Consider the following 22607-nt stretch of genomic DNA (forward strand, 5'->3'; position numbering starts at 1 on the left):
TTCTTTTTGATTTGTGGGGAGAGAAAACCATAATAATACTAGTTTAATTATAAATAACTATTGGAGGTAAAATGAAAAAGTTTATATTTTTTTTAAAAAATTATTGTTATATTAGTGGTTCAATGATTTTGTTTAGTTTAATTGATTTATTACTTTGGATAATCTCATTAAATTATACTGGTTTAGTATTCTGATTATTGTTTGCTTTGCAATGCGTTTATTTTGTGTGATGAGTATGAAAAAATATATTTTATCAATTAAATGCTTTTCGGTTAGTAAATTTTGTTTGAGATAATCCGTTATCGGTAATTATTGGCAAGTTAGGAACTGGTAAAACATTACTTTTAACTTATTTATCACAAACTATGAAATTATTAACAGATAAAATTTATAGTAATTATCCGTTAGAAGATGAGAAAGTTAAAGTTTTGACATTTAAAAATTTAGATTTTACAGATAGAACAAAACCAGTTCCCCCAGATGATAGTGTTATTTTATTTGATGAGAGTTATTTATATATTGACGGAACTAGTCCTCACGATGAGAAAAAAGTCCACAGTGGTAAAATTCCGTGAATTGTTTTAGCAAGACATTTTGGTAATCGTGCTTTGTTTACAGCACAGCGTGAGGGTATGATCTGAAATAATATCCGACAATTAGCAAGTGGTATTATTATTCCAATTTCATTGAAAAAACCAATTGCTAAAAAAGGATTTAATTTTTTTAATCGTTTCTTTATTATGCGAATTGGTATTTTTCAAGATATTACGGATTATGAAATTTGAAAAACAAAATCAGTAGAAAGAACAGCAGAAGGTAAACGAGCAAAACATAAGTCAGATGTTGGTTTAGGAATTCGGTTTTTTAAAATAATTATTCCGTTAGAATTTGCACAGAAATATGATAGTCAATGATTAAAGTTTGTTCGTGATTTAAAAAATGATGAAATAGTTAATTATAAGGAATATTATTGGTCAGAAATTACTAAATTGAGTGTTAAAGAGCGTTTAGAAATGTTTGATATTGATATTTTGAAAAAGAATTTAAAACCTAAAAAAGAAAAAGGAAGTGGTAAAAATGATTAATTTGTTGTCAGAAAGTAGTAATTGAGATAAGATTTTTAGTTTTATTTTTGATGTTTTTTTGTTTATTTTTGATGTAATTTGAAATACTAAATTACCAATGACAAATACAACAATTGCTTATTTTATTATTTTTTTTATGGTTGTTAAGTTATCGATTTATGCAATTCACGGCACAAGAACTCAGTACAACGAATTAGGTTCAACAGTGCAAAGTGGTGTATCAAATATTTATTCGGCGACTGCTCGTGGTGTTTCAGATACTAAAAAAGGTATGCAAAAACATATTAAAGAGCGTAAACAGTTTAAAATTAATCGCAATAAACAACAATTATCAAGTTTAGTAAAACAAACAAAAACAAGAGAACAAGGATATCGGAGAGTGCATAAATAATGATTAGATTAGTTTTATTGGTTGCTGCAATTGCTATATTTGGTACTGGTTTTATTACTGTAATTATTAATCAATTAACATCAGCAAAAAATATCATTATGGATTTATATAACTCAGATACTTTTTTACTTTCTTTATTTGGTAAAATGGCAATTTTATTTAGTCATCCGTTAATGTTAACAATATCAAGTTTATATATTGTTGGATTTATTGTTTCAAAAACATTGTATAGTTAGGAGTTGAATTTATGAAAAAATTATTTTCTTTATTTTCAATAGGACTTTTAGGACTTTTAGGTTTAATTATTCCTTTTATTACTTTAACAGCATTTAAACCGTTAAATCAACAAAATTATACTGTTAATCAACAAACAACAGGAATGAATGAAACTGATTTTATTAATACAATGTTTTTACGCAGTAGTTTTTTTGAAAATTGGTCAGAAACAAATTACTTTATTAACCCTACTTTAAAAACATCAAAATCATTAACTTATAATGATAAATGATATTTAGATTTTTTAAAGGATAGTTATTCAACGGGAATTTCTTTTGATAAATTTAGTGATGAGTTTATGGACTTATATAAAAATTGAGATAATTATGTTAAGCAATATAATATTGATAAGTTTTATGCTGTGGATAAAAAACAATTTTTAAAAGAATTCTTTAATTTTGTCGAAAACTCTTGATATTTATAGAATATATCTAATTTTAGGTATATTTTTAATATATAGAGGTAAATAATTGATGGAAAAAATAATTACAGAATTAAAAAACAGTTTTACAGATGATCAATTTTTAGAATTTGCTGAAAAAATAAAAAAAGAAGCAGAAGTAATCAAAAAACAAAAACGTTTAAATGAAATTGATCAAAAATTTAGAGATAAAGGCATTATATGTCCTGATTGTAAATCTTATCATTGTGTTAAAAATGGTCATAATCCCGAAGGAAAACAAAAATATTTATGTAAAAAATGTCGTGCTAGTTTTGATGCTTTTCGTCATCATTTTACTTATTGAAGTCATTTAAATTATGAACAGTGAAATTTATTAATTCAAATTTCATTATTAGGACAATCTAGTAAAATAATTTCCCGTTTTATTAAAACAACACCAAAAACTGCTTGATATAATCGTCAAAAATTAATGCAATCAAAACAATTAGAAAATACTCAATTAAAATTTAAAAAATTAAATGGTCAAATCCAAATTGATGAAACTTTTATTAAAGAAATCCATAAAGGTAATTTTAAAGATAAATTTGATAAACGAAAAACTCATCTTGATCCATTTTCAACTAATACCAAATGCTGTATTCAAATGGTAGTTGATAGCAATAATAATATTTTTGTTCAATCCACCAATACCAAACGATTACAAAAACAATGAATTATTGAAAATATGAATAAGCAATTAATTAAAGAAAAATCAATAATTATTTCTGACATGCAACCATTATATTTATTAGTAGCAAAACAAACAAATTCTACTCTATATTCTACCAAAACTAGTACAAACCCTGATACTAGTTATCGAAAGTTAAATAAGATTAGTAAATTACAATCGAGTCTTAAAGAAGCCTTAATTCATTATCATGGTTTGGGTTTCACTAATATTCAAAATTATTTAAATCTATGAAAATGAAAATACCAACATAAAGGTTTAACACCAAAACAACAATCAACGGTATTATATTTTAACGTTTAAAAAATTTAAAGCAAAATCATGATCTTAAACAAAATTATTTTTCAAATTGTCATATTGATGATTTTTTTATTTCATCAAGAGTTTTCGACAAAATTAAAGTTTAATTATGATTTTTCAGTTGCAAATGATTATAATATTAATCAAAATGAGGGTTATATTTTTGAAGGTGCTTTAAAAGATAAATATGGTTTAAAATACAAGAAAATTGAAGAACAAAAAATCGGTTATAATGTTTTTGAATTACAAGCACAAAAAGAGAATGATATGTATCGCTATTATGATTTTAATTTTGGTATTTATAACTGACAAGAGATTAATAATGGTGGATTATTTCCTGATGGGCAATGATGACAAGCACAATATGAAAGTTGTAGTTGATATAATTTAGCGTGTCATATTCGAAATGCTGCAATTTGAATTGTAAATAATATTCCAGGTGTTAAACAAGTGAATGAGTTAGCAAGTGGTGTTGGGAAAATTTTTCAAACAATATATAGTTTTTTTAGTCAAACATTTGAGGTCTGAAAATTTAGTCCAGCATTATATAACACAATAACAAATATATTTTTATTAATTATCTTTATGAAATTTGTGCGATTAATATAAAAAGGACTTGTTAGTCCTTTTTATTCTTTTCAATTTGATATTTTACCTGTTTTATTATCAATTATTGGTAGAGATGGTTTATTTAGTTCTTCTCATCTGTATATTGACTTTAAAAGTGGATATTTTGGTTTAATACTTGTACTTGTTGTAAAATGAATTAAATCTATTGCATATACTGCATCAGTTGAATTAGTTGATTTAGATATTAATATATATCATTTATTAGTTGGTCCATGGTTCAATTCATCTCCTGAATATCATTTTCAATTACTTCCAATTGGTGGTTCTTGTGGTTGTTGTGGATTATTAGGTTTAGGTTTATCCCCTCCCGTGTTTTCATTGTTATTTCGTTTTTGACAACTAATTAATGATGTTGTACATGTTGTTGTTAATCCAATTGTTCCTAAAATACTTAGTCATTTTTTCATATTTTTAACTCCTTACTTAAAATGCTATAATTATTTTAAGTAAATTATAACATATTTTAATATTTTAGGAGGTAAAGTGTGAAAAAATATGAAAGATTAGATATTAATGAAAGAGTAAATTTGGAAAAATTAAAAAATAATGAATTATTTAAAAAGAAAAATGGAACAATTAATATTCGAAAAATTGCTAAGCAAATGAATAGAGATTATAGAACTATTTGGCAAGAATTAAATATGTTTGATAATATTGGTGATTATAATGCTGCAAAAGCACAAAAAATACATAATAAAAACAAAAAACAATGTCGTAAATATTCAATGTTAAATTCACAAGAATTAAGTCATTTTTCTAATGAATATAATAATTTTGGTCGTTCGCCACAAAATATTATTATGTCGTATGAATTACAATATAATGTAAAATTTAGTGTATGTTTTAAAACAATGTATAAATATATTAGATTAGGTTATTTTAATTTATCAAAAAATAATTTGTATTTTAAAAATAAAAAGCGAAAAACTAAAAATGGTGAAAAAAATGATAATCGTGGTGTATTGCTTAATATTAGAGATTATAAGCAATTTTTAAATGATTACGGAGATGATTTAAGTTTTAGTGGAATTTGAGAAATGGATACCCTTGATTGTGGTAATTTTCATTTGTTAGTTTTAGTAAATCGGAAATCTAAAATAGTTTTTTATGATATTTTATTTACTAAAAAAGCAAGTATTGTGTTAATGGTTTTAATGAAAATGATTAGACAAATTGGTATTAATAAATTTAGTTGTATTTTAACAGATAGAGGAAAAGAATTTTATAAATGAAAACTAATAGAAAAATATTTAAAAATAAGAGTTTATTTTTGTGACCCTGGAAAACCAAAACAAAAAGCATTAGTTGAAAGGATAAATAGAGATATAAGGCGTTGGTTTTTACGAAATGAGACTATAATTAATATTCGCAGTAGATTAAAATCTGTTTTAGATATATTAAATACTACAATAAGACCTTGTTTAGGGAATTTTACATCAAAACAATATTTTAAAAAAATATTTGTTCATTAATTAGTTAATGTATATAATAAAAATAATAAAATCTATTAATTATTTTTGTGTTTAACAAATTTTTTTCAGCATTTTAATAATATAATTAGATTTTAGTAAAGGAGAAAAAATATATGTATGATAAAAATAACAAATATTACTCCCTATGGTGCTTTTTGCCGAGCAAAAAAGGCTGATGGTTTAATCCATATTAGTGAAGTTTCAGATTATTTTGTTAAAGATATTAAAGATTTTTTTGATGTTGGTGATGAAATTGAAGTTGAGGTGCTTGATTTTAATATAGTTAGAAAACATCTTAAATTAAGTTATAAAAATTGTCACCCTGAACTATTAAAAAATGATAATAAAGAAATTCAGGAAATAAAAACAGCATTCCAAAACTTAAATAAAAGACAAAATAAAACAGACAATATTGAAAATATTAGTAAAACAAACGAAAATAAATAAATTAATAAAAATATAAAAAAGTAAAAAATAGTAATAAAACTATTTTTTACTTTTTTACTTTAATTTTGTCGAAAACTCTTGATGAAATAAAAAAATCATCAATATGACAATTTGAAAAATAATTTTGTTTAAGATCATGATTTTGCTTTAAATTTTTTAAACATTAAAATATAATACCGTTGATTGTTGTTTTGGTGTTAAACCTTTATGTTGGTATTTTCATTTTTATAGATTTAAATAATTTTGAATATTAGTGAAACCCAAACCATGATAATGAATTAAGGCTTCTTTAAGACTGGATTGTAATTTACTAATCTTATTTAACTTTCGATAACTAGTATCAGGGTTTGTACTAGTTTTGGTAGAATATAGAGTAGAATTTGTTTGTTTTGCTACTAATAAATATAATGGTTGCATGTCAGAAATAATTATTGATTTTTCTTTAATTAATTGCTTATTCATATTTTCAATAATTCATTGTTTTTGTAATCGTTTGGTATTGGTGGATTGAACAAAAATATTATTATTGCTATCAACTACCATTTGAATACAGCATTTGGTATTAGTTGAAAATGGATCAAGATGAGTTTTTCGTTTATCAAATTTATCTTTAAAATTACCTTTATGGATTTCTTTAATAAAAGTTTCATCAATTTGGATTTGACCATTTAATTTTTTAAATTTTAATTGAGTATTTTCTAATTGTTTTGATTGCATTAATTTTTGACGATTATATCAAGCAGTTTTTGGTGTTGTTTTAATAAAACGGGAAATTATTTTACTAGATTGTCCTAATAATGAAATTTGAATTAATAAATTTCACTGTTCATAATTTAAATGACTTCAATAAGTAAAATGATGACGAAAAGCATCAAAACTAGCACGACATTTTTTACATAAATATTTTTGTTTTCCTTCGGGATTATGACCATTTTTAACACAATGATAAGATTTACAATCAGGACATATAATGCCTTTATCTCTAAATTTTTGATCAATTTCATTTAAACGTTTTTGTTTTTTGATTACTTCTGCTTCTTTTTTTATTTTTTCAGCAAATTCTAAAAATTGATCATCTGTAAAACTGTTTTTTAATTCTGTAATTATTTTTTCCATCAATTATTTACCTCTATATATTAAAAATATACCTAAAATTAGATATATTCTATAAATATCAAGAGTTTTCGACAAAATTAAAGCTTTTTTATTGTATTTCATGATTAATATGTTAATATAATTATAACTTTTTATGATTTAGTTTTACAGTATACACTCGAATAAATAAATTTATTACTCAATCAAAAACCAATATGACGATTATGATTAGGTAAATTTATAAAACTTGCTTTATCTGTCTCAAAAGGTATAAATTCCTTACTAATAAAATAATTTTCTATATTCTGATTTTTCTTAACAAAACTACTCAATTTTTTCAACTCCTTCATAACAATTTAAACAATAAAATTCATCAAATCGTAATCTTTTCATATCATTAAAACAAGTTTCACATTTATATTCAAAATAATTAATCATTACTTATCATCTCCTAACTAAATATTTGTTTAATAAACAATGTTATATTTAATGTTTATATATTGTTTATTTATTGATAAAAACATTGATTATTAACAATGTTATACATAATGCTAATATATTGCTTATTTAATGTTTAATAAACAATGTTATTAACAATGTTAAATATATAAAATCAAAAATTAAGGCACACTGAAAATAACTACTTAGTTTCAACTAATAGCTATTAAAATATAAAATTATACGTTTATAATTAAGTTGATATTATTATGGTTTTCTCTCTGTATAAATTATTTTAAATAGAAAGGAGAAATAAAATATCGAAGAAATAATAAATTCATTTTTCTATTTAATAAATTCATTTTTTACAAATGTGATATCATCTATTTTTTGCTTATCATGAATGGTATCACCAATTAAAACAATTATTTCAATAATAATAGTTTTAATAATAACCTTTAACTTTATTATTTGAATTTTTAATAAATTAACAAATTTATAAATATTTTATACAGAGAGAAAACCATAATAATACCTTAAATATCACATAAAAGCTAGTGTGCCATAGCTAAGATATATGATCAATTATAATAAATATTAAAATCCTTTAACCATAACACGGAAAAAAAGTTTAATATCTTAACAATAACAAAAATACCAAATGGAATTAAAATAATTCACGCATCACCTAAAAAAGTCATTAATTGTGGTAATACAGCATAAATTGCTTCTTTAACTTTCATCATTGCATTACCCAATCCAGTTCAAATAGAACCCATTCCATCTGAAATAGTAGGTGTATCTGCAGCTAAAAAATTAATTGCTGTTGTTAAATACATCCCTAACATTATTTTTTATCCTCCTTGTTTTCAATTTCTTTTTTATCTTTTTTCTTACCTCGAATTTGGCGAATTTTCTGATAAATCGATAAACCAATTCACGCAAAAATACCTAATATAATAACAACACTAAATATTGTCGTTAATCAAACTGGCATAATATATCTCCTTTCGATAAATTAAAAAATTGAAATTTGCAAACTCGCTCCGCTCGTTGTCGCTTTGCTCCACTTAAAAAAAATTATTGAATAAATTACCCGCTAATAAATTACGCGGAATAATTTATTCTTTTACTTTTTAATTTCAATATCATTTGCAATCTTATTAACAGTATTAATAACATTATCTTTACCATAATTTTTCACTAACGATCGCAAAATAAAATATTGTTTTGTTTGCATAATTTCAACTCCTTAAAACTAACTTAAAAAAGTTAACTAAATTGATAGTTAACTTTTTATCGGTTGGTATTTACAATTTACAGATTTTAAGAAATCAACTTGCATTTTTTAGAACTATAAAACAAAGTCCTATAACAATGGTAATTGGAAGTTTAGGAAGCGGTAAAACATTATTAGCAACTCATTTATTAGTTAATTCTAAATATGATACTAAATATTCTAATTATCCCATTAAGAATGAAGATATAGCATTAGCAACTTTTGATATGTTTGATAATAATAATTTAAAAAACCCAATACCTTATAGTGAGAGTAATTTAGTTGTTTTAGATGAAATGGCGTTATATGTTCCTGCTAATGAGGTTAAAGATGGTGCTATGAAAAAGTATAGTGGTGTTATTCCTAGTTTAGTTCTTATGCGACAATATGATATTAATGTTGTATTTATTGGACAAAGAGAAAAACATCATTGAGTAGAATATAGAGAATTAGCAACTGGTTTAATGTTGCCTTTAAGTTGCAAAAAACCACCTTTACAATTTAAAGGAATATTAAAATATTTTATTTGATTTTTTCCTAAGTTTAAGTTTCATATTGGTATTTTTGATGATAAGGATAATTATGATATTTGAAAATCTGAAAGTGTTAAGCGTTCTGCTAATGGTAAAAAAGTAAAATTAAAAAATGCTGGTTCTATTGGTATGCGTAATTTTAAAATTTCTATTTCTTTGTTAGATGCAATGAAATATGATACTAAATATTTGCAATTTGTTAGAGATGTTAAAAATGATAGTGTTAAAGATAAATCATTGACTTATTGAGATTATGTTAATTTTGATAGTTTAGAAGATTTAGAAAAAATGTGTGCAACAAGATTAGTAGAAAATTTACAAAAAGGAGGTAAATAATGATGAATTTAATGACTACTTGGGATGATGCTTTTAATGTTGTTATTGATATATTTATGAAGATTATGGATTGAATGTGAACTTTAAAATTACCAGCAACTGATATACCTTTATATGTTCTTTGAATTATAGGGGGTATTTTAGGAATTATTATGCGTCTTGTTGGTTCAGCACCACAATTAAGTACAATGTCTCAAAATACCGCTTCTGCTATGTCTACGGGTTTAGGTGCTATTCGTTTAAAAGAAAGTAAACAAATTCAGCATATTAAAGGTAATAAGGGCGAAAAATAATGGTTAAATTATTATGGTTTTTTTTCGTAGCAAGTATTATTGGTATAACATTTGTTGCAAATATTTTTTTAGCATCAGAGACAGCAATGGCGACAATTAAACAGTGATTTAATAGTTCAAATGATTTTTATAAATTAATCGCTCATTTATTTATTATAGCAACTCATCCTATTTTTAGACTATTTATTGCTTTTGGAATTATGTTGATGATTATAAGAGTTATATTTGCAGTTAGATAAGAAAGGAAATACAGATATGAAAAAAGTTTTTATTATTTATTTTTATGTTATTTTTTTATTATTTGCTTTAATATCTCCTTTTATTTTTATAACATCTAATGTAAATAATTTTAATAAATTTAATTCCAATATTTTATATTCAGAAAATTTAAAAAATAATGATGTTTTTAAAGATTTATCATATTCTGATTTAAATAAGTATGATATTCAAAGTAGTTTAATGTTGCGACAAGATTATTTTATTCAAGATTTAGCACCTAGTAATTATGCTTTTAGTTTTGGAATTCAAACTCCTTTGTATAGCGGTTCAAGTGTTGATAAAAATGATACTAATTATTGATTTAGAAAAATTATTTTAAGTACTTTAAAAGATGATTTTTATTTAACTTGATGAAATCAAACTCAAAATGGTAATGACCCTGACCCGTATAATCAATTTTATTGAAAACCTGATAAGGGTAGTAGTGTTAGTGAAGCAATAGGTTTTAAAATTTTATTTAATGGAATAAAATATAAGTTTACTTTAAATATGAATGCTTTACCTTTATTTTTTGTTCCGTTTTTTGCTAATCAAAGTGCAAGAAATTTTGATTTAAATTTTTTAATGTTTAATTTTAATTATCGTAATGTAATTAATTTAAATAATTTAAAACAAGATAATTTTAAGTTTTATGTTAACAATAAATTAACTGATAATTTTAATGACTTAGATTTATTGTTTAAACTTTTAGATTATTTTTATTCTAATGTTTTAAGGACTTTATTTGATGTTTCTAATTATAAAGAATATTTAATTTTTACTAGTTTAACTGGGAATTTAGGTTTTTCGTTTTTTGTAAAAAATGGTTTTTTATTATATCCTAGGTCAATGCTTTTTAATTTTTGAGTTAGTAATGGTACTGACCCACAATATCAAGTAAAATTGGCAAATGCTTTTAAAATCAATTCAAATGATAATTATTATTCTTATTTATCAAATTGAGATTATTTAACTGATGTATTGCCCGACAATGGTAATGGTGGTTATGAAAATAAGATTAAAATGCTTGATATGACAACAGATACTAATAAATATCGTGGTTTTAATATAATTACTTTTCAAAGTAAAAATTTGCCTAGTGAATCTACTTTATATCTTTTTGGATTTAATTTTAGTATTTATAATGCTAGTGATTGAAATAATGAGATTAATGGTGGTGATATTTGAAATTTACCTTATAGTTCTTGTGCTTGATATAATGTATTTTGTCATATAAAAAATGGTTTTATTTGAGCATTTAATAATTTGCCCGGCATTAAAGAGGTTGGAAAATATGCTAATGCATTAGTAAATACAATGCAAAATGTTAATTTGCTTTGAGATAATATTAGTAATTTTTTTGCTTTTGATATTGCTTTTAAATTATTGCTTGGGGCAATTATTACTCTTGCGATGTTCAATGGTATTTTGCGATTTTTATAAAAACAAAATGATACAAATATATACACACATATATACATAGACCAAGAAAAAACAGGCAGCAAACACCACGGTGCAAAAAATTTATTTTTGCCCGTGTGTTGTTTGTGGGGGGGAGCGTTCGCGTAGCGACGCGGGGGCGTAGCCCCTTTCCTTGATTAGAAAAGGTATTTACGATACCTTTTTATAATTTTATGAGAATTTTTTCCCGAAATAATAATCTTTTTCCTTTAATTTTGTCGAAAACTCTTGATGAAATAAAAAAATCATCAATATGACAATTTGAAAAATAATTTTGTTTAAGATCATGATTTTGCTTTAAATTTTTTAAACATTAAAATATAATACCGTTGATTGTTGTTTTGGTGTTAAACCTTTATGTTGGTATTTTCATTTTCATAGATTTAAATAATTTTGAATATTAGTGAAACCCAAACCATGATAATGAATTAAGGCTTCTTTAAGACTGGATTGTAATTTACTAATCTTATTTAACTTTCGATAACTAGTATCAGGGTTTGTACTAGTTTTGGTAGAATATAGAGTAGAATTTGTTTGTTTTGCTACTAATAAATATAATGGTTGCATGTCAGAAATAATTATTGATTTTTCTTTAATTAATTGCTTATTCATATTTTCAATAATTCATTGTTTTTGTAATCGTTTGGTATTGGTGGATTGAACAAAAATATTATTATTGCTATCAACTACCATTTGAATACAGCATTTGGTATTAGTTGAAAATGGATCAAGATGAGTTTTTCGTTTATCAAATTTATCTTTAAAATTACCTTTATGGATTTCTTTAATAAAAGTTTCATCAATTTGGATTTGACCATTTAATTTTTTAAATTTTAATTGAGTATTTTCTAATTGTTTTGATTGCATTAATTTTTGACGATTATATCAAGCAGTTTTTGGTGTTGTTTTAATAAAACGGGAAATTATTTTACTAGATTGTCCTAATAATGAAATTTGAATTAATAAATTTCACTGTTCATAATTTAAATGACTTCAATAAGTAAAATGATGACGAAAAGCATCAAAACTAGCACGACATTTTTTACATAAATATTTTTGTTTTCCTTCGGGATTATGACCATTTTTAACACAATGATAAGATTTACAATCAGGACATATAATGCCTTTATCTCTAAATTTTTGATCAATTTCATTTAAACGTTTTTGTTTTTTGATTACTTCTGCTTCTTTTTTTATTTTTTCAGCAAATTCTAAAAATTGATCATCTGTAAAACTGTTTTTTAATTCTATAATTATTTTTTCCATCAATTATTTACCTCTATATATTAAAAATATACCTAAAATTAGATATATTCTATAAATATCAAGAGTTTTCGACAAAATTAAAGTCTTTTTCTGCTATTTTTATGTTATTTTTAATATAAGATATATATTATGATATATCATTAAGGATTAATGTATTAAGAAATTTGTAATAGAGATAACTAATATCTTTCTTTATTATTTATTAATAAACATAATAAAAACTAAAATAATAAAAAGAAGAGGAAAGGATAAGAAAATTATATGAGGAAATTTTCATTGTTGCTACTTGTAGTTTTCCTTGCTACTACTTCAGGAATGGTGGAATGGCAAGGGTTTTTTGGACAAATTTTATGTAGAGTAATAATTTCTGTATTTTACTGGTGTTAAATAATTTAGTTTGCTATGAATTCGAATATTATTGTACCAATTAATGTAATCAAATAATTTTAATTTAAACTGCTCAATGTTTTTAAATTTATTATTTTTAATAAATTCAGTTTTAAAAATTTTGTATGTTGATTCCGCAACAGCATTGTCATAAGGACAACCTGGTTTACTGTAAGACTTTTGAATGTTATTTTTAGTTAAAAAGTTATAAATAAGATTGTTGTTAAATTCACTACCTTGATCAGTGTGAAATATTTTAATATCATTTAATGTAAAGTTAAGTTTATTAAAGGTATTTTTAACTAATTTTGCATTTTTGTGTAAACTAACATCATAACTAATAATTTCACGATTAAATAAATCAATTAGAAAGCAAACATAATATCATTTATTATTAATAAAAACATATGTTAAATCACTGACAACAACTTCATGTAGTTTATAATTATTAAATTCTTGATTTAATAAATTATTATATTTATATGTAACATTGCTTGTATTTGAATGTTTGTATTTGATTTTTGTATAATTTGAAATTAAGTTATATTTTCTCATTATTTTACTAATCTTTACACGAGATAATATAATATTTTGCTGAGCTAGCATGATTTTAATTTTTCTTGTTCCATAATTTTTACGACTTTTTAGAAAAATACTGATAACAGCATTATCAATGTTTTGATTATTCTTGGGATTATTTGCTTTTAATTGATAGTAATATGTTGATCTAGCCAATTTCAATGTTTTACATAAATTAATAATTGGATATTTTGCTTTGTTATTTTTAATGATTGCTATTTTTTGCCGATTATCAGTGTTGCTTGCTTTAAAATGTCATTTTCCATTTCTAATTGTTTAACTTTTTTACGTAATTGAATTAATTCGTTTTCTTCTGGCGTTCTATTGTCTTTAGCTTTAAATGAGTCCGAGTTACTAAATTGGTGAGCTCATTTCCAAACAGTAGATTTACCAATTTGGTAATCATTGGCTAATTGTTCAGGAGTTTGACCCATTTTGTAAAGACCAACAATTTGTTGCTTAAATTCATCGGTATAATGATTCTTTGCCATAATTACACCTCCATTGTAATTTAATTATAAATATTTACTCTACATTATTGTTGTCCAATTTATCTTAACCTATCCAATGGGAGTAGTAGGCTATATAAATGCAAAAGATATGACAGTTCAAAAAGTCGAATTAAATCGGGAAAATTTAATATTATTTTTTCAAACATATAATATTTTTAAATATAAAGGTGATTTTTTCTTTAAAGATGCGATGGCCCAAACATTAGCAGAAACAAAGCGTATGACTCCTACTCGAATCAATAATATGTTTAAGAGTTTGTTAGATCAAACTTTAGGTCAAAAAATTAGAAAATACTTTATTTATAACCCAAGTTCATATCTTTTTGAAATTGATGATTTAACCCATTTCAATTGTTTTAAATTTGAAACTCTTTATCATTTAACATTTCGGTTTAAGCTTACTAGTTTGAAAGATGACTTTATTTTTATTCAAGATGATTTATCGTTACAGTTCACTGAAACTAAACAGTATGATAAAGAGCGTTGATTAAAAATTTATCTAGATTATTTAAAAAACTGAGGAAATTTCTTATGAACAAAAAAATACTCTGATTTTGAAAATAATGGTCATTTGCCACATCGACCTTTTGCCGAATGAACAATTGCGGAAGACAAAAAAGAATTTACAAAAAATAATAGTCCGGTGATTTTAGATTTTCTTTCAAAACATTACACTAATCTTTTCAGTAATCAAGGGATAAAACAAGATTTATGATTATACGAAGATAAACAATTTGAAGTACAAGTTACAAGTTATCAATATTTAGGTGTGGCTCCGCCAGGGATTTCTGGCGAACCAAGATTACGAGCACTAGTAACATTAGTCTTCACAAATTTAGATGATAAGAAAATTACAGCATCTCAAAATTATGAGTTATGAATGGAATATAAACAAATCAAATCTTAAAAGAATTGGGATAAAGAAGGTAGTCAATTTTATCTGTGCCCAATAGTTTGCTAGTTTTGAATAAAAAACCACAAAATATTTTTTAAATAAGGAAAAAAGTATAAATAAATCAATAAAAGTATTGATTTTTTTTTTTTACAATGAATATACGACATATTCCCAGATATTATGTCAAATATTAAATAGAATATCTGGTAATTGTTAATTCTTACATTGGACCAAATATTTTTTCTTACAGGAATGATTTAATTTTTTTTATATTATTTTATATAAGCATAATCAAAATGTAACGGAAAATGAAGTATACATGTCAGAACAGTTTATTAAAAAAAGATAAAGAAGGAGTAAAAAGGAAGATGAAAAAATTACTAAGTATTTTAACAGTAACTGCTTTAACAACAACACCCGCTATTACTGTTATTAGTTGTAAAAACGAAAATAAAGTAACCCCAAAAAAAGAAACGGAAAAACAATTGGGTGATTTGATTACAAAAATAGACTTGGGAGAATTAGTTGATAAGAATAAAGAAACTATTCTTACAGCAGTGAAGGCAAAGAATCCGGGTGTTCCAGCTGATCTTAGTGTAGGCAAGATTGATGATACTAGCGCGGTGATTACTAGTGCTAGTGTTAAAGGTGAGGTGGCTGTGACCTTTACTGTTAAACCAGTGCAAAAACAGTTGGTTGAGTTGATTACTGAGAAAGCATTAGGACAGTTAGATGATAATAATGCGGTAACAATTGTTAAAGCAGTGAAGGCAAAGAATTCGAATGCTCCAGCTGATATGAAAGTATCTGATATAAAAGAGGGTAGTGCGGTTATTAAAAGTGATAGTGCTATTGGTGAGGTGCTTGTGACCTTTACTATTAAACCAGTGCAAAAACAGTTGGTTGAGTTGATTACAAAAACAGACTTGGGAGAATTAGCTGATAAAACTGAGGAAACTATCCTTGCAGCAGTGAAGGAAAAGAATCCGAATGCTCCAGATGATCTTAGTGTAGATAAGATTGATGATACTAGTGCGGTGATTACTAGTGCGAGTGTTAAAGGTGAGGTGGCTGTGACCTTTACTATTAAAGAAATTGAATCTAAAGAAGGACAAGATGACACTAAAATTGAAAATGAAGAAAAACAATTTATAATTAATGAGTAAAACAGATTGAATAAGTAAAAAGTGAAATCAAGATTATGAAAAATAAAAGATGAGAATTATTATTCTCATTTTTTTGTTATCATTAAAGGGAAAAAATAACTATGAAAGATAATAATTAAAATAATAAAAATATTATAGAAATCTTAACTTAGAAAGGGAGGGATTTAATGTTGCGAAAATTAGTTATTGATAATTTGGCTGTTGGTAATCAGTTTTTAATCCCGAGTGATATTGAAAATAAGGTTATTATTAGTGACATTTATTATAATTTATTATGTCATGATCAAACAGCCATTGCGCGGAAGAAAAAATATCTCTTGTGAGACCATCAAATAATTCTAAAATCATTTGATTATTATGACATTGATAATATTGCAAAAATCACAATAATTGCTGGTTTAAAATTTTTAAATGAAAAAGTAAAAGATGAAACAACTTTCCTTGCTTGTTATGATGGAATTAGTCAAAGTAGTGCGTTAGTATTCATTTATTTAGTTGCAAATAAAATTATTCCTTCGTTACCATTTCAAAAAGCAATTGTTTATTTTTTAACAAATTATTATTCGTTAATGAAGATAACACAAGGAATTTATGATTTTTTAGAGCAACATTATCCTTATACTGTTTTAAATGAATTGACCCAAGAAAAGTGAAAAAATCTGCATGGCTAATTTACGAATTGAATTAGGGAATTATACTGTTAAGATTTATCAACGTAATAAATGCTTATTTAATAATCCAAATTTAATTATTTATGACCTTGATACAGGATATTATTTATGAATGGGAAATCATGCAAAAATGCAGATGAAGGGGATCTTAAATGTTGTCAAAAGTAGATTACTTGAACAATATAAACTAATTAATTTAAAAAGTTTATTAATTTATCTTAACAATTTAGAGTTAGATTTTGTTAAAAATAATTTTTTTCTTATCCATAATTTTACTTGCTCAGCTGAGGAAGAAAACAAAATTAAAACAAATTTCCCAACTCTGAAGTGAATAACGCTTAAACAACATTATAACCTAATGATACGAGCTAATCATTTTTATGTTGATATTAAAACAAGACAAACAATTATTTATCAACGTAGTACCAAAGATATTTTTAAATTAGAGTATGGGTTAATTAACTTCCAAGAAATGCTTCAATTTTATCTTGCTCAAACCTTTAAGGTTATGCTAGAACCAAATGAATTAATTGCTTTAATTCCTACAATTTGTCAGGAAAAATGAACATCATGAAAATTACGAGGGATTAATCTTAAAAACGGGACTTTTGAGGATGTTATTTTAACAGATTATGACCAAGTAATGCGGGGTTTTATCCAGTTAAAACAAAAGATTATAGCAGTAACAAATAATGCCCCAACAGTAGGCAATAATAGCTATGATTTATTAACAAAGATTTAAAATAGAACCAAGCAAATATAATTAGTGGGGGAAATTAAATTAAATTTTAATTAATGTATAATGTACGATGAAGCTCCAAAAAACAACCCTAACAAGAGTTGTTTTTTGGAGCTTCATCGTACATTATACATAATTTAAACATAAATAATAAAAATTTGTTTTGTTGCAAAAAATATGATATTATTATATTGTTAATTTATATAGTTTTAGGAGTTGAATATTATGGCTACTGTTGTTGTCAAAGCAGGCGAACCGCTAGACAAAGCTTTAAAGCGTTTTAACAAGGTTTCTTCGGTAAAACGAAAAGAAGCCCGCAAACGAGAACATTGAATGAGTAAAAAAGAAAAAAGACGCTATAAACAAGAGCAATCTCGTAGTTTTCGTTAAAAAAAATCCCATAACTGGGATTTTTTTTCTTAAAAATTACTGTCTTTTAAAATAACATAATCAACTTTTTTAATAGCATCCAGATCTTTGCCTCCGGCATAAGAAATTGATGATTGTAAATCTTCGGTCATTTCACGAAGAGTTTCAAAAATACTACCTCGAATTTCAATTAATTCTTTTTTTCCTTCAACATAACGTTTTTCACCTTTATTGTATTCACTAGCTGAGCCAAAGTATTCTTTATATTTGACGCCATCCAGTTCAACTTGTTTTCCGGGTGATTCTTGATGGGCAGCAAATAAACTACCAACCATGCACATTGTTGCGCCCATTCGAATTGACTTCGCAATGTCACCATTAACACGTAAGCCTCCATCAGCAATAATTGGTTTGGAGCTTCCTTTGCTGCATCATTTAACAGCAGATAATTGTCAACCACCGTTTCCAAATCCTGTTTTTAATTTAGTAATACATACTTTACCTGGTCCAATCCCAACTTTTGTTGCATCAGCACCTCAATGTTCTAAATCACGAACTGCTTTTGGTGTCCCGACATTACCAGCGATAATAAAAGTTTCAGGTCCTAAATGAGTACGGATATGCTCAATCATCTTTTTAACACTAAAGGCATGGCCATGAGCAATATCAATTGTAATATAGTCAGGAACTAATTGTTCTTTTTTTAATGTTTCAATTAGTGAAAAATCACTTGTTTTAACACCAACTGAAATAGAAGTAACTAAGTTCTTATTTTTCATATGTTTAATAAATTTAATTTGATCAACATTAAACCGATGCATAATATAAAAATAGTTTTTTTCAGCTAGTTTTTCACATAATTCTTCATTAACTACTGTTGCCATATTTGATGGAACAACAGGCAAATTAAAAGTATGCTTTCCTAATTTAACGGTTGTATCACATTCTTTCCGAGAATTAACAACACATAATTCTGGAATTAATTGAATGTCTTCATAATCAAATGCTTTCAATATCTATTTCACCTCACTATTTAAATGTATCATAAAAGCAAGTAAAAAAGATTAGTTTTATTTTTAAAAATGTTTAAAAGAATATCTTGTAATCAGTATTAGAATAGCATATAATCTTAATTGATATTAAGAAAGGAACAGTGATTATATAAATGATGACAAAAAACTTTGGATTTACCCGGTTTTGAATTGTCTTATCGAGTATTGTTGGAATTATTGGGATTACTTTTGTAGCAGGATTTTATTTTTATTGGTTAGCCCAATATAACAGTGGGAAATTTACTGGTGATATCAATACAGCAAATGATTTATTAATGAATTCATATGCAGATTTGGCAAGTTATAAGGTGTTAATTTTACTAATAGTAATTTTCTCATTCTTTACATCAATTATCTGTAATATTGGATTGATTCGTTATGCGGTTAGCAGCAATGATGCTGAATTATGTGCTAATAAGTGAAGTTTAGCTGTGCTATCTTTATCGCTTGGTGGATTTTTTGCTCCTTTTGCTTTAACATGATTACCAGATACTGATGTTAAAGCAACAAAAAATGCTCGTGTGACAATTGTCCGTTATTTAGGAACTGCATGATTAATTTCAGCATTTGCTAGTATTGTTGCTGTTATGATTTTTTATAACCAAGCAACAGAAAAAACTTGAGTAGGCGATACACAACGAAATTTTGGAATTATGATGGGAGTATTAGCTGCAGTTAGTGTTTTAAGCTTAATTTTCGTTCCTGGATTCTATAGTGATAAAGTTGTTGCTAATATGATGGCAGAAACTACTTATGGAAAATGATTACGTTTTGTTTCGACTGTTTATACTGTTTTAGTAACAATTATGTTAATAATTCAAATTATTACAGCATTATTAAAATTAATTGAAGCTTTTGGCCGTATGTTTCAAAGAGGACAAGGTGGTTTATCAATGTTTGCTAACATCTTAAACTTTACGGCAACCTTAGTAGGAACAATCTTTATGATTTACTTAATAACAAAAGTAATTAAAGGATTATGACGTCGTGAAGATGGATATATGATTAATATTCCACAGTACAAAACCGAAGATCGTAGCCAACGTCAATATTAATCAATTTTAAAAAGAATGAATTTTATTTAATTAAATAAAATTCATTTTTTATATACGAATAAATTTGTTATAATAATTTTATAAAAATAATTATCAAACTACTTTTTTAAATTAATGAGGTGAAAAAATGAAAGACAAGCTTCAAAAAAAGAAGAAAAATGAATCCAAATATTTTTTAAAGAAATATAATAAATTCTTATCCAATTTTAAAAAAATTAATTACATTAATTTACTTTTTTTCATTATGGATTGTATTATTTTTGCGTTAATTTTATCTGGTTTTATTTTTCAATTAATTGATAAAGGTTCAAATCAACAAATTAGTATGATCATTTCATATAGTGTTCTAATTATGTCATTTTATATTTTAATAAAATTTACAATTACTAACTTTTTTTACTCTAATATATTTTTTATTAAAATTGTATTATATAAGAAAAAAATTGTCATTGAAAATACCGAAATTGAAAAGAATCAGGTTATTAATTTTACACCATTTTGATTTTTAACATTTTTGATATTAATTAATGTTGTTTCAACAATTGTTATTAACTATCAATCTTCTAGCATTTTTAAAAATAATTTATTTATTGCTGCTTGTATTTCTACTTTATCTAGTATTTTATTAATTCCATCTTTTTCAGCAATTTTAAATAAAATAACTGAAATTAAGAAACCAGTTATCAATAATTACACGAACTTAATTAAAGCTCAATTTATGAATTTTAAGAATTTATTTGATGATTATGAGATTGTAAATAATTTTGAGTATATATCTTTTAAAGATGTTTCATTAGAAAGTAAAAAAGGATTTTTTATCTTAGATATTATAAAATCAAAAAAAAAAGATATTAAAGATTTTAATAATGATATTATAAATATTTATGATCAAATTTGGAAAGAATATTGTATTTTTTTAAAGGATGAAAAAAATATAAAATCAAAAAAATTAAAAAGAAAAGGATTTTTTTTTGGAAAGAATTTTTGATCAAATTTTTATCAATTTTTTAGAATTATAGTTAAATAGTTTCAATCGAAAATATTATTGATTTTTATTTTATTAATTAATTACCATTTATTTTATAATTGCCAACTAAACTATATTTTCAAAAAAAAATAATTAATTAATAATTTATTTTAATTGACAAAAATTATTGTTTTATATAAAATTATAAAGGTTTTAACACAATAAGTGTATTGTGTAATCGGGTGTTAGCTCAGTTGGGAGAGCGTCTGCCTTACAAGCAGGTGGTCAGCGGTTCAAGTCCGTTACACCCGACCATTAATGTTTTTTTGCTGGCTTAGCTCAACTGGTAGAGCAACTGACTTGTAATCAGTAGGTTGGGAGTTCAATTCTTCTAGCCAGCACCATTTTTGGAGGGGTAGTGAAGTGGCCAAACACATCTGACTGTAACTCAGCTCCTTCGGGTTCGGGGGTTCGAATCCCTCCCCCTCCACCATTTTATTGATACATTGGGCTATAGCCAAGCGGTAAGGCAAAGGACTTTGACTCCTTCATGCGCTGGTTCAAATCCAGCTAGCCCAGCCATATTCAGTCTCCTGTTAGCTCAGTAGGTAGAGCATCTGGCTTTTAACCAGTGGGTCAAAGGTTCAAGTCCTTTACAGGAGACCATTTATTAGAGTTATATATGCCCGAGTGGCGGAATAGGTAGACGCAACGGACTTAAAATCCGTCGGTTTTACAACTGTACCGGTTCAAGTCCGGTCTCGGGTACCATTTTATTTAAAAACAATTGACATCAAATTAAGACAGTGGTATATATATTATTGTTATAAGTTATAAAACTTAAAAATGCGGGTGTAGTTTAATGGTAGAACTTCAGCCTTCCAAGCTGACTGTGAGGGTTCGATTCCCTTCACCCGCTCCATTAAATATAAGTTGTTAGATTAACAATTTTTTTATGTTAAAATTAAATTATCAAAGTCTTAAGAGGAGTAATTAATATTATGAAAATAATTAAGAATAATAACAAAAAAAAGTCTATTGAAAATAATTGAGAACATTTGCCTCCTGAAGTCCAGAATGATTTAGAATTTCATGCTTCGCGCACCGTTTTTTGAAAAAGTTTTTGTTTTTTAATTATTGAAGCAATAGGACCATTTTTGTTATTATTTTTTTTAACTTCACCAGATTTAAATTTTACATTTCACTATGATGTTGGGGTTGGAATTGGTTTTGGCTTAACAATGGTGTTAACGGTTTTCTTACTAACTTGTGGGGGCTTTTTATTAAAGTTTCATCAAGCTGATCAGTTTACTTATACAATTGCGTTGTCTTGGACCTTATATGGTATTTATTTAACAGGTTATTGATGAGGGTGGGACAAGATTTTATATCGTTGTTTGGTTGCGCTAGTGTTTTTATTACTTGCGGTTTTTTTTGGTACTTTTATGGCAATATGAATGCGTAATTTACGTGGTTATTGGTAAATGAAAAAAATTCTTTAATTTTGTCGAAAACTCTTGATATT

At 25.3% G+C, this 22607-nt stretch carries 25 protein-coding genes, 7 tRNA genes and 4 pseudogenes; 27 read left to right on the forward strand and 9 right to left on the reverse strand.

What is annotated here, in order from left to right:
• The first annotated feature begins 71 nt into the window (after positions 1–71).
• From ACQH24_RS02995 to ACQH24_RS03020, 6 genes and pseudogenes are all read left to right on the forward strand, one after another.
• Positions 72–1085, forward strand: a complete 1014-nt coding sequence (locus tag ACQH24_RS02995; RefSeq protein WP_425380369.1) for a hypothetical protein — start codon at positions 72–74, stop codon at positions 1083–1085.
• Positions 1078–1476, forward strand: a complete 399-nt coding sequence (locus ACQH24_RS03000) for a hypothetical protein (RefSeq protein ID WP_425379841.1) — start codon at positions 1078–1080, stop codon at positions 1474–1476. Before ACQH24_RS02995 ends, ACQH24_RS03000 begins: the two co-directional genes overlap by 8 nt.
• Positions 1476–1712 (forward strand): hypothetical protein, encoded by a 237-nt coding sequence (locus ACQH24_RS03005; RefSeq protein WP_004027616.1) that lies wholly within the window; start codon positions 1476–1478, stop codon positions 1710–1712. The genes ACQH24_RS03000 and ACQH24_RS03005 overlap by 1 nt, the downstream gene beginning before the upstream one ends.
• An 11-nt stretch (positions 1713–1723) precedes the next feature.
• Positions 1724–2152, forward strand: a pseudogene (locus ACQH24_RS03010) (spiroplasma phage ORF1-like family protein); the annotation flags it as partial.
• A gap of 73 nt (positions 2153–2225) precedes the next feature.
• Positions 2226–3185, forward strand: coding sequence for a transposase (locus tag ACQH24_RS03015; RefSeq protein ID WP_425379371.1), 960 nt, complete (start codon positions 2226–2228; stop codon positions 3183–3185).
• A 99-nt stretch (positions 3186–3284) separates the two neighbouring features.
• Positions 3285–3791, forward strand: a pseudogene (locus tag ACQH24_RS03020) (spiroplasma phage ORF1-like family protein); the annotation flags it as partial.
• A gap of 20 nt (positions 3792–3811) precedes the next feature.
• Here ACQH24_RS03020 and ACQH24_RS03025 read toward each other — a convergent pair.
• Complete coding sequence (locus ACQH24_RS03025) at positions 3812–4219, reverse strand: lipoprotein (RefSeq protein WP_425379840.1); 408 nt, start codon at positions 4217–4219, stop codon at positions 3812–3814.
• Between the two features lie 78 nt (positions 4220–4297).
• Here ACQH24_RS03025 and ACQH24_RS03030 point away from each other — a divergent pair, with 78 nt between their 5' ends.
• Positions 4298–5284 carry an IS30 family transposase gene (locus tag ACQH24_RS03030; protein ID WP_425379839.1) on the forward strand — a complete coding sequence of 329 codons (987 nt, stop codon included), beginning with the start codon at positions 4298–4300 and terminating at the stop codon, positions 5282–5284.
• 117 nt (positions 5285–5401) lie between these two features.
• A complete protein-coding gene (locus ACQH24_RS03035) occupies positions 5402–5731 on the forward strand; it encodes a S1 RNA-binding domain-containing protein (protein WP_425380526.1) in 330 nt (109 codons plus the stop codon).
• Positions 5732–5956: 225 nt separating this feature from the next.
• Here the strand turns inward: ACQH24_RS03035 and ACQH24_RS03040 are convergent, their stop codons facing one another.
• The 4 genes and pseudogenes from ACQH24_RS03040 to ACQH24_RS03055 all read right to left on the reverse strand — a co-directional run bounded on the left by ACQH24_RS03040 (position 5957) and on the right by ACQH24_RS03055 (position 8261).
• Positions 5957–6847 (reverse strand): transposase, encoded by an 891-nt coding sequence (locus ACQH24_RS03040; protein ID WP_425380142.1) that lies wholly within the window; start codon positions 6845–6847, stop codon positions 5957–5959.
• Positions 6848–7002: 155 nt separating this feature from the next.
• Positions 7003–7158, reverse strand: a pseudogene (locus tag ACQH24_RS03045) (DUF3627 domain-containing protein); the annotation flags it as partial.
• A 703-nt stretch (positions 7159–7861) separates the two neighbouring features.
• Positions 7862–8112: pseudogene (locus ACQH24_RS03050) on the reverse strand (hypothetical protein).
• Positions 8112–8261, reverse strand: coding sequence for a hypothetical protein (locus tag ACQH24_RS03055; RefSeq protein ID WP_004027793.1), 150 nt, complete (start codon positions 8259–8261; stop codon positions 8112–8114). The pseudogene ACQH24_RS03050 and the gene ACQH24_RS03055 overlap by 1 nt, the downstream one beginning before the upstream one ends.
• 380 nt (positions 8262–8641) lie before the next feature.
• Here ACQH24_RS03055 and ACQH24_RS03060 point away from each other — a divergent pair, with 380 nt between their 5' ends.
• Genes ACQH24_RS03060 through ACQH24_RS03075 form a run of 4 tightly spaced genes read left to right on the forward strand, consistent with a single transcriptional unit; the run spans position 8642 to position 11406 of the window.
• The gene (locus tag ACQH24_RS03060) at positions 8642–9412 is read left to right on the forward strand and encodes a hypothetical protein (RefSeq protein WP_425380527.1); all 771 of its coding nucleotides are present in this window, start codon (positions 8642–8644) and stop codon (positions 9410–9412) included.
• The gene (locus tag ACQH24_RS03065; protein WP_425380528.1) at positions 9412–9705 is read left to right on the forward strand and encodes a hypothetical protein; all 294 of its coding nucleotides are present in this window, start codon (positions 9412–9414) and stop codon (positions 9703–9705) included. Before ACQH24_RS03060 ends, ACQH24_RS03065 begins: the two co-directional genes overlap by 1 nt.
• Positions 9705–9944 (forward strand): hypothetical protein, encoded by a 240-nt coding sequence (locus ACQH24_RS03070; RefSeq protein ID WP_004027929.1) that lies wholly within the window; start codon positions 9705–9707, stop codon positions 9942–9944. The genes ACQH24_RS03065 and ACQH24_RS03070 overlap by 1 nt, the downstream gene beginning before the upstream one ends.
• 16 nt (positions 9945–9960) lie before the next feature.
• Positions 9961–11406 (forward strand): spiroplasma phage ORF1-like family protein, encoded by a 1446-nt coding sequence (locus ACQH24_RS03075; RefSeq protein ID WP_425380529.1) that lies wholly within the window; start codon positions 9961–9963, stop codon positions 11404–11406.
• A 324-nt stretch (positions 11407–11730) separates the two neighbouring features.
• Here the strand turns inward: ACQH24_RS03075 and ACQH24_RS03080 are convergent, their stop codons facing one another.
• From ACQH24_RS03080 to ACQH24_RS03090, 3 genes are all read right to left on the reverse strand, one after another.
• The gene (locus ACQH24_RS03080; RefSeq protein ID WP_425379365.1) at positions 11731–12690 is read right to left on the reverse strand and encodes a transposase; all 960 of its coding nucleotides are present in this window, start codon (positions 12688–12690) and stop codon (positions 11731–11733) included.
• Positions 12691–13038: 348 nt separating this feature from the next.
• Positions 13039–13929 carry an IS3 family transposase gene (locus ACQH24_RS03085; RefSeq protein WP_425380681.1) on the reverse strand — a complete coding sequence of 297 codons (891 nt, stop codon included), beginning with the start codon at positions 13927–13929 and terminating at the stop codon, positions 13039–13041.
• Positions 13872–14147: a transposase gene (locus tag ACQH24_RS03090; RefSeq protein WP_425379385.1), complete on the reverse strand. Its 276-nt coding sequence runs from the start codon at positions 14145–14147 to the stop codon at positions 13872–13874. The genes ACQH24_RS03085 and ACQH24_RS03090 overlap by 58 nt, the downstream gene beginning before the upstream one ends.
• 76 nt (positions 14148–14223) lie before the next feature.
• Between ACQH24_RS03090 and ACQH24_RS03095 the strand changes: the two genes are divergently transcribed.
• The 5 genes from ACQH24_RS03095 to rpsU all read left to right on the forward strand — a co-directional run bounded on the left by ACQH24_RS03095 (position 14224) and on the right by rpsU (position 18029).
• Positions 14224–15075, forward strand: coding sequence for a translocator protein (locus ACQH24_RS03095; protein WP_425380530.1), 852 nt, complete (start codon positions 14224–14226; stop codon positions 15073–15075).
• A gap of 356 nt (positions 15076–15431) precedes the next feature.
• The gene (locus ACQH24_RS03100; protein ID WP_425380531.1) at positions 15432–16229 is read left to right on the forward strand and encodes a lipoprotein; all 798 of its coding nucleotides are present in this window, start codon (positions 15432–15434) and stop codon (positions 16227–16229) included.
• 167 nt (positions 16230–16396) lie between these two features.
• Positions 16397–16900: a hypothetical protein gene (locus ACQH24_RS03105; RefSeq protein WP_425380532.1), complete on the forward strand. Its 504-nt coding sequence runs from the start codon at positions 16397–16399 to the stop codon at positions 16898–16900.
• Complete coding sequence (locus tag ACQH24_RS03110) at positions 16893–17642, forward strand: hypothetical protein (RefSeq protein ID WP_425380533.1); 750 nt, start codon at positions 16893–16895, stop codon at positions 17640–17642. Before ACQH24_RS03105 ends, ACQH24_RS03110 begins: the two co-directional genes overlap by 8 nt.
• 222 nt (positions 17643–17864) lie before the next feature.
• Positions 17865–18029 carry a 30S ribosomal protein S21 gene (gene rpsU / locus ACQH24_RS03115; RefSeq protein WP_004028656.1) on the forward strand — a complete coding sequence of 55 codons (165 nt, stop codon included), beginning with the start codon at positions 17865–17867 and terminating at the stop codon, positions 18027–18029.
• 29 nt (positions 18030–18058) lie between these two features.
• Here rpsU and ACQH24_RS03120 read toward each other — a convergent pair whose 3' ends face one another.
• A complete protein-coding gene (locus tag ACQH24_RS03120; protein ID WP_425380534.1) occupies positions 18059–19021 on the reverse strand; it encodes a GMP reductase in 963 nt (320 codons plus the stop codon).
• Between the two features lie 152 nt (positions 19022–19173).
• Between ACQH24_RS03120 and ACQH24_RS03125 the strand changes: the two genes are divergently transcribed.
• The 10 genes from ACQH24_RS03125 to ACQH24_RS03170 all read left to right on the forward strand — a co-directional run bounded on the left by ACQH24_RS03125 (position 19174) and on the right by ACQH24_RS03170 (position 22566).
• A complete protein-coding gene (locus tag ACQH24_RS03125; protein WP_425380535.1) occupies positions 19174–20115 on the forward strand; it encodes a hypothetical protein in 942 nt (313 codons plus the stop codon).
• 244 nt (positions 20116–20359) lie between these two features.
• A complete protein-coding gene (locus ACQH24_RS03130) occupies positions 20360–21142 on the forward strand; it encodes a hypothetical protein (RefSeq protein WP_425380536.1) in 783 nt (260 codons plus the stop codon).
• Between the two features lie 179 nt (positions 21143–21321).
• Positions 21322–21397, forward strand: a tRNA-Val gene (locus ACQH24_RS03135).
• 13 nt (positions 21398–21410) lie between these two features.
• Positions 21411–21486: transfer RNA gene (locus ACQH24_RS03140), tRNA-Thr, on the forward strand.
• A gap of 5 nt (positions 21487–21491) precedes the next feature.
• Positions 21492–21575: transfer RNA gene (locus tag ACQH24_RS03145), tRNA-Tyr, on the forward strand.
• Between the two features lie 14 nt (positions 21576–21589).
• Positions 21590–21664, forward strand: a tRNA-Gln gene (locus ACQH24_RS03150).
• A gap of 8 nt (positions 21665–21672) precedes the next feature.
• Positions 21673–21748, forward strand: a tRNA-Lys gene (locus ACQH24_RS03155).
• Between the two features lie 18 nt (positions 21749–21766).
• A tRNA-Leu gene (locus tag ACQH24_RS03160) sits at positions 21767–21853 on the forward strand.
• A 77-nt stretch (positions 21854–21930) separates the two neighbouring features.
• Positions 21931–22004: transfer RNA gene (locus ACQH24_RS03165), tRNA-Gly, on the forward strand.
• Between the two features lie 79 nt (positions 22005–22083).
• On the forward strand, positions 22084–22566 hold the full coding sequence (locus ACQH24_RS03170) for a DxFTY motif-containing membrane protein (RefSeq protein ID WP_425380537.1): 483 nt from the start codon (positions 22084–22086) through the stop codon (positions 22564–22566).
• Positions 22567–22607 lie beyond the last annotated feature (41 nt).

It is taken from the genome of Spiroplasma endosymbiont of Stenodema calcarata, assembly GCF_964031205.1.
GTDB lineage: Bacteria > Bacillota_I > Bacilli_A > Mycoplasmatales > Mycoplasmataceae > Spiroplasma.